Consider the following 15,595-nt stretch of genomic DNA (forward strand, 5'->3'; position numbering starts at 1 on the left):
GCTCGCCGCCTCGGCGCCCGCCCATTCGGCCGAGGCGGAGCGACGGACGCTGTCCGCCGCACTCGGTGCGGACGTGCGGGTGGTGCTCGGCGGGACCGGATTTGTGGGCGCGGACCAGGATCGCCCGGACGCCGGAGCGGTCGCGACGCTGCCGGGCGTGACCGCGGTGACGGAGGTGCGTCACCAGACCATGGCCCTGGGCGGGGGCGACGCCGACTTCGTGGCGGCGGATCCGGGCTTCCTCCCTCTGCCCGCCGCCGCCCGCGGTCCCGCGGACGGGGATGCCGTGCCCGCCGTCATCACGTCGGCGCTGGCGGCGCGACTCGGCGCCGTTCCGGGGGACACCTTCTCCGGTCTGCTGCGCCGCGCGTCGCAGCGGTTCGAGATCCGCGTCGTCGCCGTCGCCACGGAGATCCCCGGGATCGGCACCGCACCGGGCGTCGCCGCCGACCGGGCGGCGATCGCCGGCGACGCAGGGACGGAGTTCCGTCCGGACGAGCTGTGGCTCCGCACCGGTGACCCCGAGACGGTCGCGGATGAGCTCCGATCCGTGCTCGCGACGTCGGCGCGCATCCTCACGCCCTCGACGGCCAGCGTCGCACCGCTCGTGCACGGAACGGTCCTCCTGCTCACGGCGGGCGCCGCGGTGGCTGCGGTGATCGCGGTGCTCGGCGCCGGAGCGGCCATCGCCCAGTCCGGACGCCGGCGGGACGGTGACCGTCGGATCCTGCGCGCCCTGGGGATGACCGATGCGGCGGCACGGGCGGCGCGCGCGGTGGAGACGGCGTCGGTCGTCCTCTTCTCGGTGCTCGGGGGCGTGCTCGCGGGCGTGGCGGTGGGCGCGGTCGTGCTGCCGTTCCTGGGGGTGCTCTCGTGAGCGGTCCGGGGACGCTGCGGGTCGTGCGTCGGACGGTCTCGACGGCACCCGCGCTCAGCGCGTTCATCATCGTGGTGGTCGCCGTGCTCTCGTTCCTCGGCGCCGCCGCGCCCGTGGTCCTGCACGACGCGCGCACGGCCACGATCCAGCGGGAGATCCGGGACCTGCCGCCGACGCTGCGATCGGCCTCGGCGGGCATCGCGGGGCTGCCTCATCTCGACGCCCGACCGACGCCTGGCGCCGGCGTCTGGGGCGGCGCCATCCGCGACGCGGAGGCCGGGCGGGAGGCGCTGCCGCAACCGCTGCGCGGCCTTCTCGGCGCTCCCCGCATCGTGTCCCAGCTGGACCCGCTCCCGTCGTTCGCGGAGGGACCGATCCCGAAGAACACGGTCGCGCTGGTGGCGGACCCGCTGTTCGCCGATCGCACCCGGATCACCCAGGGCCGGGCGCCGGAGAGCGGCGCCGCCGACGCGGTGGAGGTCGCGGTGTCCGAGGAGGTGGCGCGGCAGCTCGAGTGGCCCGTCGGCACGGCGCGGACGGTCACGGGCGCGCGGCTCCTGCTCACGGGGCTGTTCGCGCCGCGGGCGGACGACCACGGCGACTGGGCGTTCCTGGCCGGGGCGCTCGAGCCGAGGGTGGAGATCACTCCCGACGGGGACGTCATCCTCAACGCCCTCGCCTTCACGGACCGCGACGAGGTCACGGCGTTCGTCCCCCAGGCGAAGAACGCCGCGACTCCCGCCTGGATGCTGTTCGACGTGGACCGGCTCGATGCCGAGGACGCGCCGACGGTGGCGCAGCAGCTCCGCCTGCTCGCCTCGAACGCCGTGCGGCTGCGTCCGGAGACCGGCGATTTCCACGACACCGGGCTGCTCTACTCCTCGGGCGCGCCCGAGGCCATCGACCGCGCGGTCGCCCGCGGCGAGGCCATGACGGCGGTGGTCACGGTGGCGGCGATCGGCCCCGTCGCCGTGGCCGTCGTGGCGCTCGCGCTGTGCGGACGCATGCTGGCCCTGCGCCGGGTGCGCACCGTGCGACTGATGCAGGCCCGGGGCGCCTCCACCGCACAGCTCGTCGCGCTGCTCGGGGGAGAGGGACTGGCCCTCGGTCTCGTCGGCGCTGTCCTCGGGGCGGGGGCGGCCCTCGTCCTGCCGGGGTGGGACGGGGCCCTCTCGCTGTTCGTCCCGCTGATCCTCGCCCTGGTTCCCGCGGTCGTCCTGCCGGCGAGCGCGCTCGCGGAGGCGCGGACGCACGCACGGCGGGACCTCGGGGCGCCGGTCGGGGGACGACCGTGGGCGCGCCTGGCCGTCGAGGGCGTCGTCCTGCTCGCGACCGCGGCGCTCGTCGCGCTCCTGCTGACCCGTCGGACCGTCGCCGGGGCCGTGGATCCGCTGCTGATCGTCCTGCCGGTGCTGCTCGGCGCGAGCGGCAGCGTCCTCGCCCTCCGGGTCCTGCCTCCGCTGCTGGGCGTGATCGAGCGCCGGGGCGCACGCATGCCGGGGCTGATCGCCCTGCTCGGACCCGCGCGCGCCCGCCGGGAGCCCTCCGTGCGCACGGCGCCGGTGCTGGCGGTGGTCGTGGGGATCGGAGTGGCCGTCTTCTCCGTCGTGTTCGCCGGGACCGTGAGCGCGGGCATCGCTCGCACCGCCCAGACGGCGACCGGGGCGGACCTGCGCATCTCCGCCGGCTACGTCCCGCCCGGCGAGGTCGAGCGCATCGCCGGCATCCCCGGGGTGGAGCGGGTGGCCCCGCTCTACGCGGACCTCGCCGGCGAGCTCGACGCGGGAGCGCGGATGGTGCGGATCCGGCTCTACGTCGTCGACCGGCAGGAGCTCGCGGCGGTGCAGGACGGGCGCGCCGCCGCCCTCCCGCTGCCGCCCGCGCTGTCGGAGCCCGCGGACGGCGCCGTTCCGGTCGTGGCGTCCCGTGCTCTCCTGGACCTCGTCGGACAGGAGGTCGGCGACGTGCTCGAGGTGGGCGGAACGCCGACGCGGGTGGTCGGGGCGGCTCCCGATCTCGTGCCGTTCGGCTCCGCCACGCGCTGGATCATCGTGGACCGCGCGAACGCCGCGGATCTCGACGTGCGGCGCCCGGCGATCTCGCGGCTGTTCGCGTCGCTGGCGCCGGGGACGGACGCCGCCGCCGTCGATGCGGCCGTCCGCGACGTCCTCGGGCCCGACATCGAGACCACGGCCCCGGGGCAGATCGTCGAGGAGCTGTCGGAGGATCCGGCCTATCGCCTCGTGGTGGCGGCGCTCGCCGCGGCCTGTGTCCTGGTGGCTCTGCTGCTCGGCATCACGGTCGCCGTGACGCTCGTGCTGGGGGCGGCGGGGAGGGGGCGCCTGCTCGCGCTGCTGCGGACGCTCGGCCATCGGCGCCGGGACGATCTCGCCGTGGTGGCGTGGGAGGTGGTGCCGGCGCTGGCCGTGGCCCTGCCGTTCGGGCTCGTCGCCGGCGCCGGGATGTCGTGGCTCGTCATCGGCGCGATCGACCTGCGCGGTTTCGTCGGCGGGGTGACGCAGCCGCCGCTGGATGTCGGGGGCGCGCTGCCGGCGGCGGTGATCGGCGGCTTCGTCCTCGTCGCGGCCGTCGCGATCGCCGTGGCGACGAGGATCGCCGGTCGCGTCGGCTCCGCCGAGGCGATCCGTTCCGGGGACGAGGAAGGATGAGGGCATGAGCGACGCGGACGTCTTCTGCGAGGGCCTGGTGCGGATCTTCACCGCTCAGGGAGTGGAGGTGCAGGCGCTGCAGGGACTGGACCTGCGGATGAACGCCGGCGAGATGGTGGCGCTCGTCGGGGCCTCCGGTTCCGGGAAGTCGACGCTGCTGGGGATCCTCGCGGGACTCGACACGCCGACGGCGGGTTCCGCGCGGGTCGCGGGGCACGACCTCGTGACGATGCGGGGACCGGAGCGGCGGGAGTACCGCCGCCGCAGCGTGGGCTTCGTCTGGCAGCAGTCCGAACGGAACCTGCTGCCGTACCTGACCGCACGCGAGAACATCGCCATGGCGCACGCCGTGGCGCGGGTCGTCCCGCGGGACGAGCGGACGGCCGCCGCGGACGAGCTCCTGGAGCTGCTGGAGGTGGCCGACGTCGCCGATGCGCGGCCGGCGCAGCTGTCCGGAGGCCAGCGGCAGCGCGCGGCGATCGCGGTGGCCCTGGCGAACCGCCCGCGGGTGCTCCTCGCCGACGAGCCCACGGGAGAGCTCGACGAGCACACGAGCGCCGAGGTGCTGGCGGCGATGGAGACGGTCAACCGCGAGCGGGGCGTGACCACCCTGATCGTCACACACGACGCGAGCGTCTCCGAGCACGTCGACCGAACGGTCCGGATCCGCGACGGGCGCACCTCGACGGAGACGCTGCGCAGCACGCGGACGGATCACGAGGGGCGGGCGGTGCGCGTGGCCGAGGAGTACGCCGTGCTCGACCGGGCGGGACGCATGCAGCTGCCGGCGGAGTTCGTCGCGGCGCTGTCCCTGCGCGAGCGGGTGCGGCTGGGACTGGAGCCCGATCACGTCCGGGTGGAGCCGGGGGAGCGTCCCGGCGGCCGGACCGAGGCGGAGGAGACGCGATGACCGCGGTGCTGCGAGCCGAGAGACTGTCCCGGGTGTATCCCGCGCCCGCGGGCGACGTCGTCGCGGTCCGCGACGCGGATCTCGAGGTCGGCGAGGGCGAGCTCGTCGTCGTGACCGGCCGCTCCGGATCCGGCAAGACGACGCTGCTGACCATGCTCGGCGGCCTCGACACGCCGACGACGGGCCGGGTTCTCGTGGACGGCGTCGATCTCGCCGATGCCGCCGCCGACCTGCCGGCACTGCTCGGCTCCCGGATCGCGTCGATCTTCCAGACGGCGGGGCTCCTGCCGATCCTGTCCGCCGCGGAGAACGTCGAGGTCCCGCTGCGGATCCGCCGTGTCGACGCCGCCGAACGGGAGCGTCGCGTCGCGGAGGCGCTCGCCGCCGTCGGCCTCGCCGAGCACGCCCGTCAACGCCCGGGCGAGCTCTCCGGGGGGCAGCAGCAGCGAGTCGGCATCGCGCGCGCCCTGGTGATGGATCCGGGGATCCTGCTCGCGGACGAGCCGACCGCGCAGCTGGACAGCGAGACGGGAGCCCAGATCATGGACCTCATCGCTGCGCTCGTGCACGACCGCGGGACCGCGGCGGTCGTCGCGACGCACGACCCGGCGATGCTCGCCAGGGCGGATCGCGTCCTGGAGCTGCACGACGGGGTCCTCCGGCCGCGCGGGCCCCGGCTGCGGCGCCGGCGCTCCTGATCGAGCCCCGGGGCTCGAGCGGCTCCCAGCGGGTGCATCGGGTCGGCGCCTAGGCTCGAGCTCATGCGATCCGCGGTGTGCCGATTCCCCCGAGGGAGGCACTACGCGCTCACCTGGGGCATCCCCGACAACTACGGCGGGATGACCAGCGCGATGCTGCACCGCACCCGCGCCTTCGTGGCGCTGGGCGGCGTCTCGGTGGACGTGCTCACCCTCGACGACCGGCCGGACTACGCCGCGGTGGAGGAACGGCTGCGCGCCGCCGGCGAGCTCATCGACGGGATGCGTCTGCGCAACCTGTGGGACGAGCTGCGTGTGAAGCCGCCGTCGGCCCAGCGCGACCCGATCAGCCCCGCGGCCCCGCTGGAGCCGGCCGACGGCGACCGGGTCGTCCGCGACGGCGACGTCGTCCTGCTCCGAGAGCGCAAGGACGCGGACGGCCGGTTCGTCGCCGCCGATCGGTTCCGGAGGGACGGGACCCTTCTCGCGACCGACCGCTCCGTGGACGGCCGACGGGTCGTCATCGTGCACGGCGAGGACGGCGAGCCGCTCCGGCGGTGGGGATCGACCTGGAAGCTGTACCGCTGGTGGCTGGACCGGATGATCACGCGGATGCCCAGCTACCTGCTCGTGGACTCGAAGACCGCGGCGCGGTTCGTGGCGACCTATCGGCGCGACCACGTCGTCACGGTGCACATCGTCCACGGAGGTCACCGGCGTGGCGACGCCGCCGGTACCCTCCGCGCCTCCCGCGAGTACGCGCTGCGTCGGGCGGCGGACTTCGATCTCGTCGTCGTGCTGACCGCGCGCCAGCGGGCGGACCTCGTCGCCGACGGGCTCGCGGGCGGCGCTCGGGTCAGGGTGATCCCGAACGGCGTGCCGCTGGACGCGACCGCGCACACGCGACACGCGCGGGGTCAGGGCGTCGTCGTCGCCTCCCTGACGGGGCGCAAGCGCATCGAGCTGGCCGTCGAGGCCGCGGCGCGCGCCGGTCGTGAGCAGGACGGCATCCGCCTCGACGTGTACGGTGAGGGGCCGCGAGAGGAGGCGGTCCGCGCCCGCGTCCGCGCCGACGGCGCCGAGGAGCGGATCCGCCTCCATGGCTTCCTCCCGGACGCGCGGGCCCGATTCGCCGAGGCGGACTTCAGCCTGCTGACCTCCACCTCGGAGGGGCTCCCGCTCGTGCTCGCCGAGGCGATGGCGGCCGGGTGCCTTCCGATCGCGTACGACATCCGCTACGGCCCGGCAGACCTCATCAAGGACGGCGTGAACGGGTTCCTCGTCGAGGACGGCGACGTCGATGCGATGGCGGACAGGATCGTGCGCCTGCAGCGGCTTCCGGAGGCCAAGGTCGCCGCCATGCGGCGCAGGGCCCGTCACCGCGCCCTGGCGTTCTCGGACGAGGCGGTCACGCGCGCCTGGGCGCGGGAGCTGGGCGCGGCACGGGACGCCAAGCATCTCGCGGACGCCAAGGAGAAGGGCGCCCTCGTGCGCGCGCGTCGCGTCCTCGGCGTCGTGCGGCGCCGGCTGCGCACTCTCCGCGCCGGCTGACCGCGCTCAGCCGGTCTCGGGCTGTGCGCGGCCGAGACGATCGCCGATCGCGGAGGCCCGGGCGCCGCACCAGGCGCCCACCGTGCGCGACAGGCGGTGCGACGGGCGTTCGACGAGCCGGTGGAACACCGGAGCCAGGAGGAGGCTGAGCGGGATGCCGAGGAGGCAGGCGAGCCACCAGCGGTCGGGGCCGAGCGCGTAGCCGAGCGTTCCGAGGATCGGCGCGTGGATCAGGTAGAGGCTGAACGAGACCCGGCCGAGCCACTGCGCCGGAGCCGTGTCGAGCACCCGCGCGGCGCGCGGCCAGACGATGGCGAGGACGACGATCAGGGCGGCTCCGACCGCGGACAGACCCCACAGGACGTGGTCCGCGGAGCCGCCGCGGGTCGTGATCGGGCGCGCGAGCCAGCTCGCGATGAGCAAGGCACACGCCGCCGCGAACAGGACCGGGAGGAAGGGGCGCACGCGGGGCCGCGCGGCGAGGGCCCGCAGATCGTCCAGGTGCACGGCGATCACCGTGCCCAGGAGGAAGACGGGCAGGTAAACGAGCACCTCGTTGCCCGTCAGCCGTCCGATCACGATCACCAGCGCAGCGCCCGCGGCCACGGCCGCGGAATGCCGGCGCGAGCGCAGCGCCACCCACACGAACACGGGCAGCAGCAGCGAGAAGAAGACCTCCCAGCGCAGGGACCACAGCACGTTGTCGATGTCGTAGGAGGGACGCATCAGCGACGCCTCGGACAGCAGGGCGCCGGGGGAGACGGACGAGGCCTGCGCATCGCGCATCCACGAGCCCTCGGGCATCTGTGAGCGATCCCGGGGAAGGAGCACGATGAGCGCCGCGGCGAACAGGAGCGCGGCGGCGACGGGGACGTAGAGGCGCAGCAGCCGCGCCGGGTAGTAGCGAGCCCAGTCGAAGCCGCCGCGGAGGGCGGGAAGGGCCACGACGATCCCGGACAGGACGAAGAAGATGAGCACGGACTCGGTCCCCGCCAGCAGCAGCTTGAGCGGGGTCTCGGTCAGCGCCGTCCAGGCCGCGGGGTCCAGCCAAGGACGGGCGACGAGCGAGGCGTGGTACAGCAGGACCACCAGCGCGGCGACCCCTCGAAGGCCGTCGAGTCCGGTGATCCTGCCCTGCGTCGTCCTGCTGCTACCGCTCTGAGACATCCCGCTCCACGCTACGTCGCGCGCCTGGACGCGACCTGACCGGATGCTCGGCGCCGGATGTCCGAGGCCTCCGGCAGACTGTCCTGGTGACGGGAATGAGAGCATTCTGGGCGGCACTGCCCACCCCCGGTCGGTGGCTGCTGTCCACCGTCGCGATCCAGACCCTGGGGCGCGGCCTGACCCTCCCCTTCACGATCATCTACCTGCACGAGGTGCGGGGGTTCGACCTCGGGCTGTCGGGGGCGCTCATGAGCGTCATCGCGGTCACCGGGCTCGTCGTGACCGGTCCCGGGGGGCACGCTCATCGACCGGTACGGCGCGCGGCGCGTGCTCCTCGTCGGGCTCGTGGCGATGATCGCCGGGTGCGCGCTGCTCGCCGTCGCGACGCATCCCGTCACCGCCGCGCTCGCGCTCGTGCTCATCGGCGTGAACTTCGGGGTCTCCTGGCCGGGATTCAACGCGCTGATCGCGTCGATCGTCGACGGCGAGGTGCGCCAGCAGTACTTCGGCGTGAACTTCGCCCTGGTGAACCTGGGCATCGGCGTCGGCGGGATCGTCGGCGGGTTCTTCGTCGACGTGCAGCGCCCGGAGACCTTCACCGCGATCTTCCTCGTCGACGCCGCCACGAGCCTCATCCCGATGGCGCTGCTGCTCGGCCCGCTCCGCCATGTGCGGACCGCGCACGGCCCCGAGGGAGAGGGGGCGGCGCCGGTGGAGGGGTACCGGCGGATCCTTCGCCGTCCGGCGGTGCTCTGGGTGACCCTCCTCACGTTCCTGTCGGTCTTCATCGGGTACGGGCAGATGGAGGCCGGGTTCCCGGCGTTCGCGCGTCAGGTCGCCGGGGTGTCGACGCAGGTGGTCGGGCTGTCGTTCGCCGTCAACACGGCGGTGATCGTCCTGCTGCAGTTCGCGGTCCTCCGGCTGATCCGCGGGCATCGGCGAACCCGGGTGATGCAGGTCATGGCGCTCACCTGGGCCGTGTCCTGGGTGCTGCTGGGCGCCTCGGGACTGCTTCCCGGATCGCTCGTCGCCGCCATCGGCGTGCTGGCGTACATGGGAGTGTTCGCGTTCGGCGAGACGATGCTCCAGCCCACGGTGCCCGCGGTCTACAACGACCTGGCCTCCGACCGCAACCGCGGGCGCTACAACGCGATCAACTCAGCGGCGTTCCAGGGCGGCGCGATCGCCGGGCCGGTCGCGGCGGGCGTGCTGCTCGGGCGCGGGTGGGATCTCGGCTTCGTGGCCGTGATGATCCTCGGATGCGCGGCGATCGCCGTCCTCGCGCTGGCGCTGGAACGGCGGCTGCCCGCCGAGGCGAACGGAGCGGTCGCGTCGCGCGGCACCGTAGCGGAGGAGACCGGGACCCGGTGACGGGCGGGGCGTCAGCCCAGCACGCCGACGCCCTCGCGCCGCTCGAAGACCAACTGGGTCTCGGTGGCCCGCACGACGTCGTGGACCGTGATGTGCTCGAGCACGATGTCCCGCAGCGCGGCGGCGTCGGAGACGGCCACGTGCACGAGGAAGTCGTCCGCGCCGGCGATGTGGAACACCTGGAGGACGCCGCTCGTGCGTTGGAGCGCGCGGAACAGGTCCTCCACCCCGGACTTGCTGTGGTTGGCGAGCCGCACCCGGATCACCGCCTGGACGGGGCGGCCGAGTCTCGTCATGTCCACGAGCACGGCGGTCCCCGTGATCACGCCGCGTTCCCGGAGCAGGCGGAGCCGATAGGCGCAGGTCGACTCGGCCATGCCGAGACCGGCGGCGAGCGCCTTCACCGTGGAGTCGGGGTGCTCGACGTAGGCGCCGAGCAGGCGCAGGTCGACGTCGTCCAGCGGGGCACGAGCCGAGGAAGAGGGGTGTTGTCCGTCGTGCAAGGCGCGAGCTCCTCCCATCACCGGTATTGGTCGTTCTCCAAGATCATCCCGGATTCTTGCGGTGTGGACAAGGCATCTGGCCCTGACGTGCGTCAGCAATCAGGGTGGAGGGATGAGGAAGACGGATTCGCACTTCGACACCCGCGCCGTGCACGCCGGCCGTGATGACCTGACCGCCCTCGGCGTGCACGCGGTCCCCATCGACCTGTCGTCCACGAACCCGCTGCCCGACATCCTGCACGGCGGCGACTCGTACGAGTCGATGGCCAACGGCGGGCACCCGCTGCCGGAGGGCGGCAACGTCTACGCGCGACTGTGGAATCCCACGGTCGCACGGTTCGAGGAGGCGCTGGCGGAGCTGGAGGGGGCGCAGGCCGCCGTCGCGTTCAGCTCGGGGATGGCCGCGATGACCGCGGCGATCCTCGCGCACACCACCGCTCGCGACAAGAGCCACGTGGTGGCCGTCCGCCCGCTGTACGGAGGGACGGACCACCTGCTGGACTCCGGGCTGCTCGGCGCGGAGGTCACGTTCTGCGCCGAGGACGAGGTCTCGCACGCGCGGCGTCCGGACACCGGGCTGATCGTGCTGGAGAGCCCGGGCAACCCGACGCTGGACCTCGTGGACATCGCGGGCGTCGTCGCCCAGGCGGACGGGATCCCGGTGCTCGTGGACAACACCTTCGCGACCCCGATGCTGCAGAACCCCGTCGCGCTCGGGGCGGCGATGTCGCTGCACAGCGCCACGAAGTACATCGGCGGTCACGGGGACGTCATCGCGGGCGTGATCGCGTGCTCCGAGGAGACCGCCGAGGCCCTGCGCCGCGTCCGTGCGATCACCGGCGCCCTGCTGCATCCGCTCGGCGCGTATCTGCTCCATCGCGGGCTCGCCACGCTGCCGATCCGCATGCGGACGCAGCAGGCCTCCGCCCAGCGCGTCGCCGACTGGCTGGCCGAGCGCCCCGAGGTCGCCGAGGTCCGCTACCCGGGGCGGGACGAGCGCCGTGGTCTCGTGGGGACCCAGATGCGCGGGCCGGGGGCGATGATCGCGATCCGGCTCCACGGCGGCTACGCCGCCGCCTCCGCGGTGACCGGAGCGGTCCGTCTCTTCACGCACGCGGTGTCCCTGGGCGGCGTGGACTCGCTGATCCAGCATCCGGCCGCCCTCACGCACCGCCCGGTCGCCCCCGAGGCTCGCCCGGGTGCCGATGTGCTGCGCCTGTCGATCGGGCTCGAGGACGTCGACGACCTCCTCGCGGATCTGGACACGGCCCTGCGCCAGGCCACGGCGGCCTGCACCGGCGCGGGTGCCCCCGTCGGCGGCCGCGAGGCCGGCGCGGAACGCGACGGCGCACGAGAAGGTCGGCAGGCGGTCCCGGTACCGGCGTCGCAGTGAGGGCGGCGGCCGCGCGGCCGGACGGTCGCGCGCCTCGTGGAACGATGGAGGGATGACCTCTGCGAACCTCACCCGGGAAGAGACCGCCGCGCGATCCGCGGCCATCGGCCTCCAGCGCGTCCGCGTCGAGCTGGACCTGAGCGGAGCCCCGGATCCGTCCCGTTCCGGATTCCCGACGATCACGACGCTCGAGTTCGATGCGACGGCGCCGGAGACGTGGATCGACTTCATCGGCGAGGGAGTGAGCCGGGTGACGCTGAACGGCGTCGACCAGGAGGTGCGCTACGACGGCGCGCGGATCACGGTGTCGGGTCTGGCGCCGCACAACGTCGTGACCGTCGAGGCGACGGGCGCCTACAGCAGGTCCGGGGAGGGGCTCCACCGCTTCTCGGACCCGGTCGACGGTCACACCTACCTCTACACGCAGTACGAACCGGCCGACTCCCGGCGGGTGATGGCCTGCTTCGAGCAGCCGGACATGAAGGCCTCCTACACCTTCGTGGTCCGCGCCCCGGAGGGGTGGCAGGTGCTGTCGAACCAGAGCGCGGTCGGCACGTCGGCCGACCACGGGGTCCAGACGGTGGAGTTCGCACCGACGCTGCCCATCTCCAGCTACATCACGGCGGTCGCGGCCGGTCCTTACCACCGGATCGACGCCGCCTGGGATCACGGCGGGCAGTCCGTCGCCCTGGGCGTGCTGTGCCGTGCCTCGCTCGCGGAGCACCTCGACGCGGACGAGATCGTGACGATCACCCGCCAGGGCCTGGACTTCTTCACCGAGGCGTTCGGCTACGACTACCCGTGGGGGAAGTACGACCAGATCTTCGTCCCGGAGTACAACCTCGGGGCCATGGAGAACCCGGGGCTCGTGACGTTCACAGAGGCGTACGTGTTCCGCGGCGCCGCGACGCGCGCCCAGCATCAGGCGCGCGCGAACACGATCCTGCACGAGATGGCGCACATGTGGTTCGGCGACCTCGTCACCATGCGCTGGTGGGACGATCTCTGGCTGAAGGAGTCGTTCGCGGACTACATGGGCTCCCACGCGTCGGTGGCCGCGACCGCGTTCACCGACGCCTGGGTCGTTTTCGCGAACCGTCGGAAGGCCTGGGCCTACACGCAGGACCAGCTGCCGACGACGCATCCGGTCGTCGCGGACATCCCCGACCTGGAGGCGGCGAAGCTGAACTTCGACGGGATCACCTACGCCAAGGGCGCGGCGGTGCTCAAGCAGCTCGTCGCGTTCGTGGGCGAAGAGGCCTTCTTCGAGGGCGCCCGCCGGTACTTCGCCCGGCACGCGTTCGGCAGCACGACGCTGGAGGACCTGCTCGTCGAGCTCGCCGACGCCTCCGGCCGGGATGTCAGGACGTGGTCGCAGGCGTGGCTGGAGACCACCGGCGTCACGACTCTGTGGCTGGAGCGCTCGTCGTCGGGATCGGCGGAGGTCGTGCAGTCGGCGCCCCGCCCGCACCGGCTGCAGATCGGTCTCTACGACCGGGTCGACGGCGCGCTGACCCTGCGGGAGCGCGTGCCCGCGGACATCGCGCAGGAGCGGACGCCGGTGGATCTGCCGGCCGCCGACCTGACCCTCCTGAACGACGGGGACCTGACCTACGCGAAGGTCCGCCTCGACGAGCGCTCCCTCGCCACCGTGGAGGAGGGTCTGTCGACCCTGGAGGACCCGCTGGCGCGGGCGCTGGTCTGGTCGGCGCTGTGGAACGCGACCCGTGACGGCGAGCTGCCCGTCGCGCGTTACCTGGGTATCGTGCGAGACCATGCTCCCCGGGAGAGCGACAGCGCGCTGCGTAACGGCGTGCTGCTCAACGCCGCCTTCGCGGTCGGTCATTACACACCGGAGGCCGGTCGGGCGGATGCCCGTCGTGAGTGGCTGGAGACGTGCTGGGCGGCGCTCGGGGACGCCGACCCCGGCAGCGATGCGCAGCTGGCCTGGGCCTGGGCGTTCGCCTCGGCCGCGGCCGTCGACGATGCCCGTCACGCAGAGGTGCGCGCGCTCCTCGACGGGAAGGCGCCGGCGGGGCTTCCCCTCGATCCGGATCTCCGCTGGGAGCTCGTGGTCGCGCTCGCGGCGACCGGCCACGCGGACGAGTCGGCGGTCGCCGCCGAGCTGCGCCGCGACGATACGGCGAGCGGGCGTACCGCAGCGCTCGCCGCGCGCCGTTCCTTCCCGACGGCGGGCGTGCGTGCCGAGGCGTGGAAGGCGGCGTGGACGGATCAGAGCCTCAGCAACGACCACCTCGACGCCACGATCCGCGGCGTGCGGGCGGGCGCGCGCCGGGATCTGATCGAGGCGCACGACGCCGACTACTTCGCGCGGATCCGCGACGCGTGGGAGCAGCGGAGCATCGAGATCGCCCAGCGGCTGGTGATCGGGCTGTTTCCCGCGGCGGCGTCGACGGAGGCCGTCGACGCCTGGCTCGCGGCCAACGCCGATGCTCCAGCGGCGCTGCGGCGGATCGTGATCGAGCAGCGCGACCACCTGGCCCGCGACCTCCGCGTTCGCGCCGCCCAGTAACGCCCCCGAGCCCCACCGGAGCCCCCGGCGTCGAAACCCCCCCTCGCCGCGCCGAGACCCCCTCTGAAATACGTGTTTCAGAGGGGGTCTCGGTCGGCAGAGGGGGTTTCGGCGTTCCGCTCGAGGGTCATTCCCATGACGGTCCGGACGATCCACGGGTGTGCGTGGTCGTCGGCGATGTGCGTCATCCCGAGCTTCTCCGCGACCCGACGGGACGCGGCGTTCTCGGGATGGATGATGGCCGTCAGCAGCGTGGGCGCGAAGTGGAGGCGGACGAGGTCCACGCACGCCTGCGCGGCCTCGGTGGCGTACCCCACGCCCTGGAGCTCCGGGCGCACGTGGTAGCCCACTTCGCGCACCCGGATGCCGTTGTAGGTCTGCCAGGTGATGCCGCAGTCGCCGACGAAGTCGCCGTCGAGGGTCTCCACGACCCAGAGCCCGTGCCCGTCCTCGTCGTAGCGGCGCTGCTGGTTCGCGATCCACGCCGCGCTCTCGGCACGGGTCCGCGGCGCGGGATAGTACGCCATGACCTCCGGGTCGCCGAGCAGCCGGGCCATGTCGTCGAGGTCCGAGGGGCCCATCGGGCGGAAGCGGAGCCGTGCGGTCGGCGCGGGCAGGAACGGGGGAGGAGCGACGGAGGGGGAGCGCGGCGGCTCAGCCATCGAGCGCGTCGCCGGGCTCCAGGGCGAGGAACTCGCCGCCGCCCTGCTCCGTCGCCCACTGCAGACGTTGACGGTGCATGTTCTTGCCGATGACGGACAGCGTCATGTCGTGGGTGCCGAAGGCGCGCCGCGGCTTCACGGCGAGCACGAAGTCGATCGCGTCGCTCACGCGCAGCCAGGGGGCGCCGAGCGGAGCGGCCAGGATCCCGACCTCGACCCCCTCCGGGACGGCGTAGGAGTCGCCGGGGTAGTAGAACTCGTCGTTCACCAGCACCCCGACGTTCTCGACGAGCGGGATCGAGGAGTGGATGACCTCGTGCGTCCCGCCGAAGAAGCGGAGCGTGAACGACCCGACGGCGACCGTGTCCCCGGGCTCGACCACGTTGACCGGAATCGGGTCGATCGACCGAGCGACGGCGGCGGGGGCGTAGACCGGCGTTCCCGGGGCGTCGCGGAGGATCCGCTCGAGCTGCGCCGGATCGACGTGGTCCGGGTGCTCGTGGGTGATGACGACCGCGACGAGGTGATCGAGATCGGCCAGGGGGAGGGTGAACATCCCGGGGTCGAGGATCAGGGTCTCGCCGTGGTCGTCGATCCGGACGGTGGCGTGTTCGTGCTTGGTGACGCGCATGGGACGAGTCAACTCCCCTCCGGCGCCGGAGGCAAACGACCGTTCGACACTCCCGGGATCCGCGATCGCCCGCCGTCGATTTTGCGAGCGCACAGCGTCATGTCATACTTGAACGGTTGTCGCGAGACGGAAAGCCTCGCGGAAACGGCCCCATCGTATAGCGGCCTAGTACGCCGCCCTCTCACGGCGGTAACGCGGGTTCGAATCCCGCTGGGGTCACCGAAGAGCGAAGGCCCCCGGCATTGCCGGGGGCCTTCGTCGTTCCCCGCCCCGAGCTGACCGGTGCGGGGGCGGGGAAGCTCGGACGGAACCGGCGGATCATCCTCGGCGCCCCATGTCCTCGGCGGTGAGGCGGATGCCCTCCGTCGAGCTCGCCGACCTCGCGAGCTCCATGAGGTACTGCCGATTCAGCGTCGGCGGTTCGGACCCGTCGAAGTCGAACCGCAGTGCGATGGCGGGGTGGATCCAGATCGAACTGCGTCCGGTCGGCTCGTCGTCGCAGTGCGGCCAGGAGACGGTGAAGCTCTCACCACGGCGCAGCTTCGTCGTCATCACGAGAGTGAGGTGGGCGAGAGTCCGGTCCTCGACGTGGATCGGGGAGGAGGTCCCGCCATAGTGAATGCGTCCCAC

General features: G+C 73.3%; 13 protein-coding genes and 1 tRNA gene. 9 read left to right on the top strand and 5 right to left on the bottom strand.

Translation table 11 applies throughout. From position 1 onward, the window contains the following. The 5 genes from MR1_RS20025 to MR1_RS07010 all read left to right on the top strand — a co-directional run. On the top strand, positions 1 to 877 hold an 877-nt coding region (locus tag MR1_RS20025; protein ID WP_169797661.1), incomplete at its 5' end, for a hypothetical protein. After that, positions 874 to 3,546: an ABC transporter permease gene (locus MR1_RS06995; protein ID WP_067244398.1), complete on the top strand. Its 2,673-nt coding sequence runs from the start codon at positions 874 to 876 to the stop codon at positions 3,544 to 3,546. The genes MR1_RS20025 and MR1_RS06995, both read left to right, overlap by 4 nt. Positions 3,547 to 3,550: 4 nt before the next feature. Beyond that, positions 3,551 to 4,456 (top strand): ABC transporter ATP-binding protein, encoded by a 906-nt coding sequence (locus MR1_RS07000; protein WP_067244400.1) that lies wholly within the window; start codon positions 3,551 to 3,553, stop codon positions 4,454 to 4,456. Further along, positions 4,453 to 5,154: an ABC transporter ATP-binding protein gene (locus tag MR1_RS07005; protein ID WP_067244403.1), complete on the top strand. Its 702-nt coding sequence runs from the start codon at positions 4,453 to 4,455 to the stop codon at positions 5,152 to 5,154. The genes MR1_RS07000 and MR1_RS07005 overlap by 4 nt, the downstream gene beginning before the upstream one ends. A 63-nt stretch (positions 5,155 to 5,217) precedes the next feature. Continuing rightward, complete coding sequence (locus tag MR1_RS07010) at positions 5,218 to 6,705, top strand: glycosyltransferase (RefSeq protein WP_067244405.1); 1,488 nt, start codon at positions 5,218 to 5,220, stop codon at positions 6,703 to 6,705. 6 nt (positions 6,706 to 6,711) lie between these two features. Here MR1_RS07010 and MR1_RS07015 read toward each other — a convergent pair whose 3' ends face one another. After that, positions 6,712 to 7,872 (bottom strand): acyltransferase family protein, encoded by a 1,161-nt coding sequence (locus tag MR1_RS07015; protein ID WP_067244407.1) that lies wholly within the window; start codon positions 7,870 to 7,872, stop codon positions 6,712 to 6,714. Positions 7,873 to 8,199: 327 nt separating this feature from the next. Here MR1_RS07015 and MR1_RS07020 point away from each other — a divergent pair, with 327 nt between their 5' ends. Further along, entirely contained in the window at positions 8,200 to 9,243 is a 1,044-nt protein-coding gene (locus MR1_RS07020) for an MFS transporter (protein ID WP_255218110.1), read from the top strand. Positions 9,244 to 9,254: 11 nt separating this feature from the next. Here MR1_RS07020 and MR1_RS07025 read toward each other — a convergent pair whose 3' ends face one another. Next, positions 9,255 to 9,746: an Lrp/AsnC family transcriptional regulator gene (locus MR1_RS07025; RefSeq protein WP_219087004.1), complete on the bottom strand. Its 492-nt coding sequence runs from the start codon at positions 9,744 to 9,746 to the stop codon at positions 9,255 to 9,257. Between the two features lie 112 nt (positions 9,747 to 9,858). On the opposite strand from MR1_RS07025, the gene MR1_RS07030 reads away from it, so the two are divergent. Together MR1_RS07030 and pepN are read left to right on the top strand one after the other, a co-directional pair. Next, positions 9,859 to 11,139, top strand: coding sequence for a trans-sulfuration enzyme family protein (locus MR1_RS07030; protein ID WP_084344428.1), 1,281 nt, complete (start codon positions 9,859 to 9,861; stop codon positions 11,137 to 11,139). Positions 11,140 to 11,191: 52 nt separating this feature from the next. Next, entirely contained in the window at positions 11,192 to 13,672 is a 2,481-nt protein-coding gene (gene pepN, locus MR1_RS07035) for an aminopeptidase N (protein ID WP_067244411.1), read from the top strand. Positions 13,673 to 13,749: 77 nt separating this feature from the next. Here the strand turns inward: pepN and MR1_RS07040 are convergent, their stop codons facing one another. Together MR1_RS07040 and MR1_RS07045 are read right to left on the bottom strand one after the other, a co-directional pair. Beyond that, a complete protein-coding gene (locus MR1_RS07040) occupies positions 13,750 to 14,334 on the bottom strand; it encodes a GNAT family N-acetyltransferase (RefSeq protein WP_067244413.1) in 585 nt (194 codons plus the stop codon). Further along, positions 14,327 to 14,965, bottom strand: a complete 639-nt coding sequence (locus tag MR1_RS07045; protein WP_067244415.1) for an MBL fold metallo-hydrolase — start codon at positions 14,963 to 14,965, stop codon at positions 14,327 to 14,329. The genes MR1_RS07040 and MR1_RS07045 overlap by 8 nt, the downstream gene beginning before the upstream one ends. A 146-nt stretch (positions 14,966 to 15,111) precedes the next feature. Here MR1_RS07045 and MR1_RS07050 point away from each other — a divergent pair. Further along, a tRNA-Glu gene (locus MR1_RS07050) sits at positions 15,112 to 15,184 on the top strand. 99 nt (positions 15,185 to 15,283) lie between these two features. Here MR1_RS07050 and MR1_RS07055 read toward each other — a convergent pair. Then, complete coding sequence (locus MR1_RS07055; RefSeq protein WP_067244417.1) at positions 15,284 to 15,595, bottom strand: DUF7882 family protein; 312 nt, start codon at positions 15,593 to 15,595, stop codon at positions 15,284 to 15,286.

Source organism: Microbacterium resistens NBRC 103078 (assembly GCF_001552355.1).
GTDB lineage: Bacteria > Actinomycetota > Actinomycetes > Actinomycetales > Microbacteriaceae > Microbacterium > Microbacterium resistens.

Coding starts and splice junctions, on each gene's coding strand:
- MR1_RS07000 (WP_067244400.1), top strand. CDS start 3,551: ATGAGCGACGCGGACGTCTTCTGCGAGGGCCTGGTGCGGATCTTCACC.
- MR1_RS07005 (WP_067244403.1), top strand. CDS start 4,453: ATGACCGCGGTGCTGCGAGCCGAGAGACTGTCCCGGGTGTATCCCGCG.
- MR1_RS07010 (WP_067244405.1), top strand. CDS start 5,218: ATGCGATCCGCGGTGTGCCGATTCCCCCGAGGGAGGCACTACGCGCTC.
- MR1_RS07015 (WP_067244407.1), bottom strand. CDS start 7,872: ATGTCTCAGAGCGGTAGCAGCAGGACGACGCAGGGCAGGATCACCGGA.
- MR1_RS07030 (WP_084344428.1), top strand. CDS start 9,859: ATGAGGAAGACGGATTCGCACTTCGACACCCGCGCCGTGCACGCCGGC.
- pepN (WP_067244411.1), top strand. CDS start 11,192: ATGACCTCTGCGAACCTCACCCGGGAAGAGACCGCCGCGCGATCCGCG.
- MR1_RS07040 (WP_067244413.1), bottom strand. CDS start 14,334: ATGGCTGAGCCGCCGCGCTCCCCCTCCGTCGCTCCTCCCCCGTTCCTG.
- MR1_RS07045 (WP_067244415.1), bottom strand. CDS start 14,965: ATGCGCGTCACCAAGCACGAACACGCCACCGTCCGGATCGACGACCAC.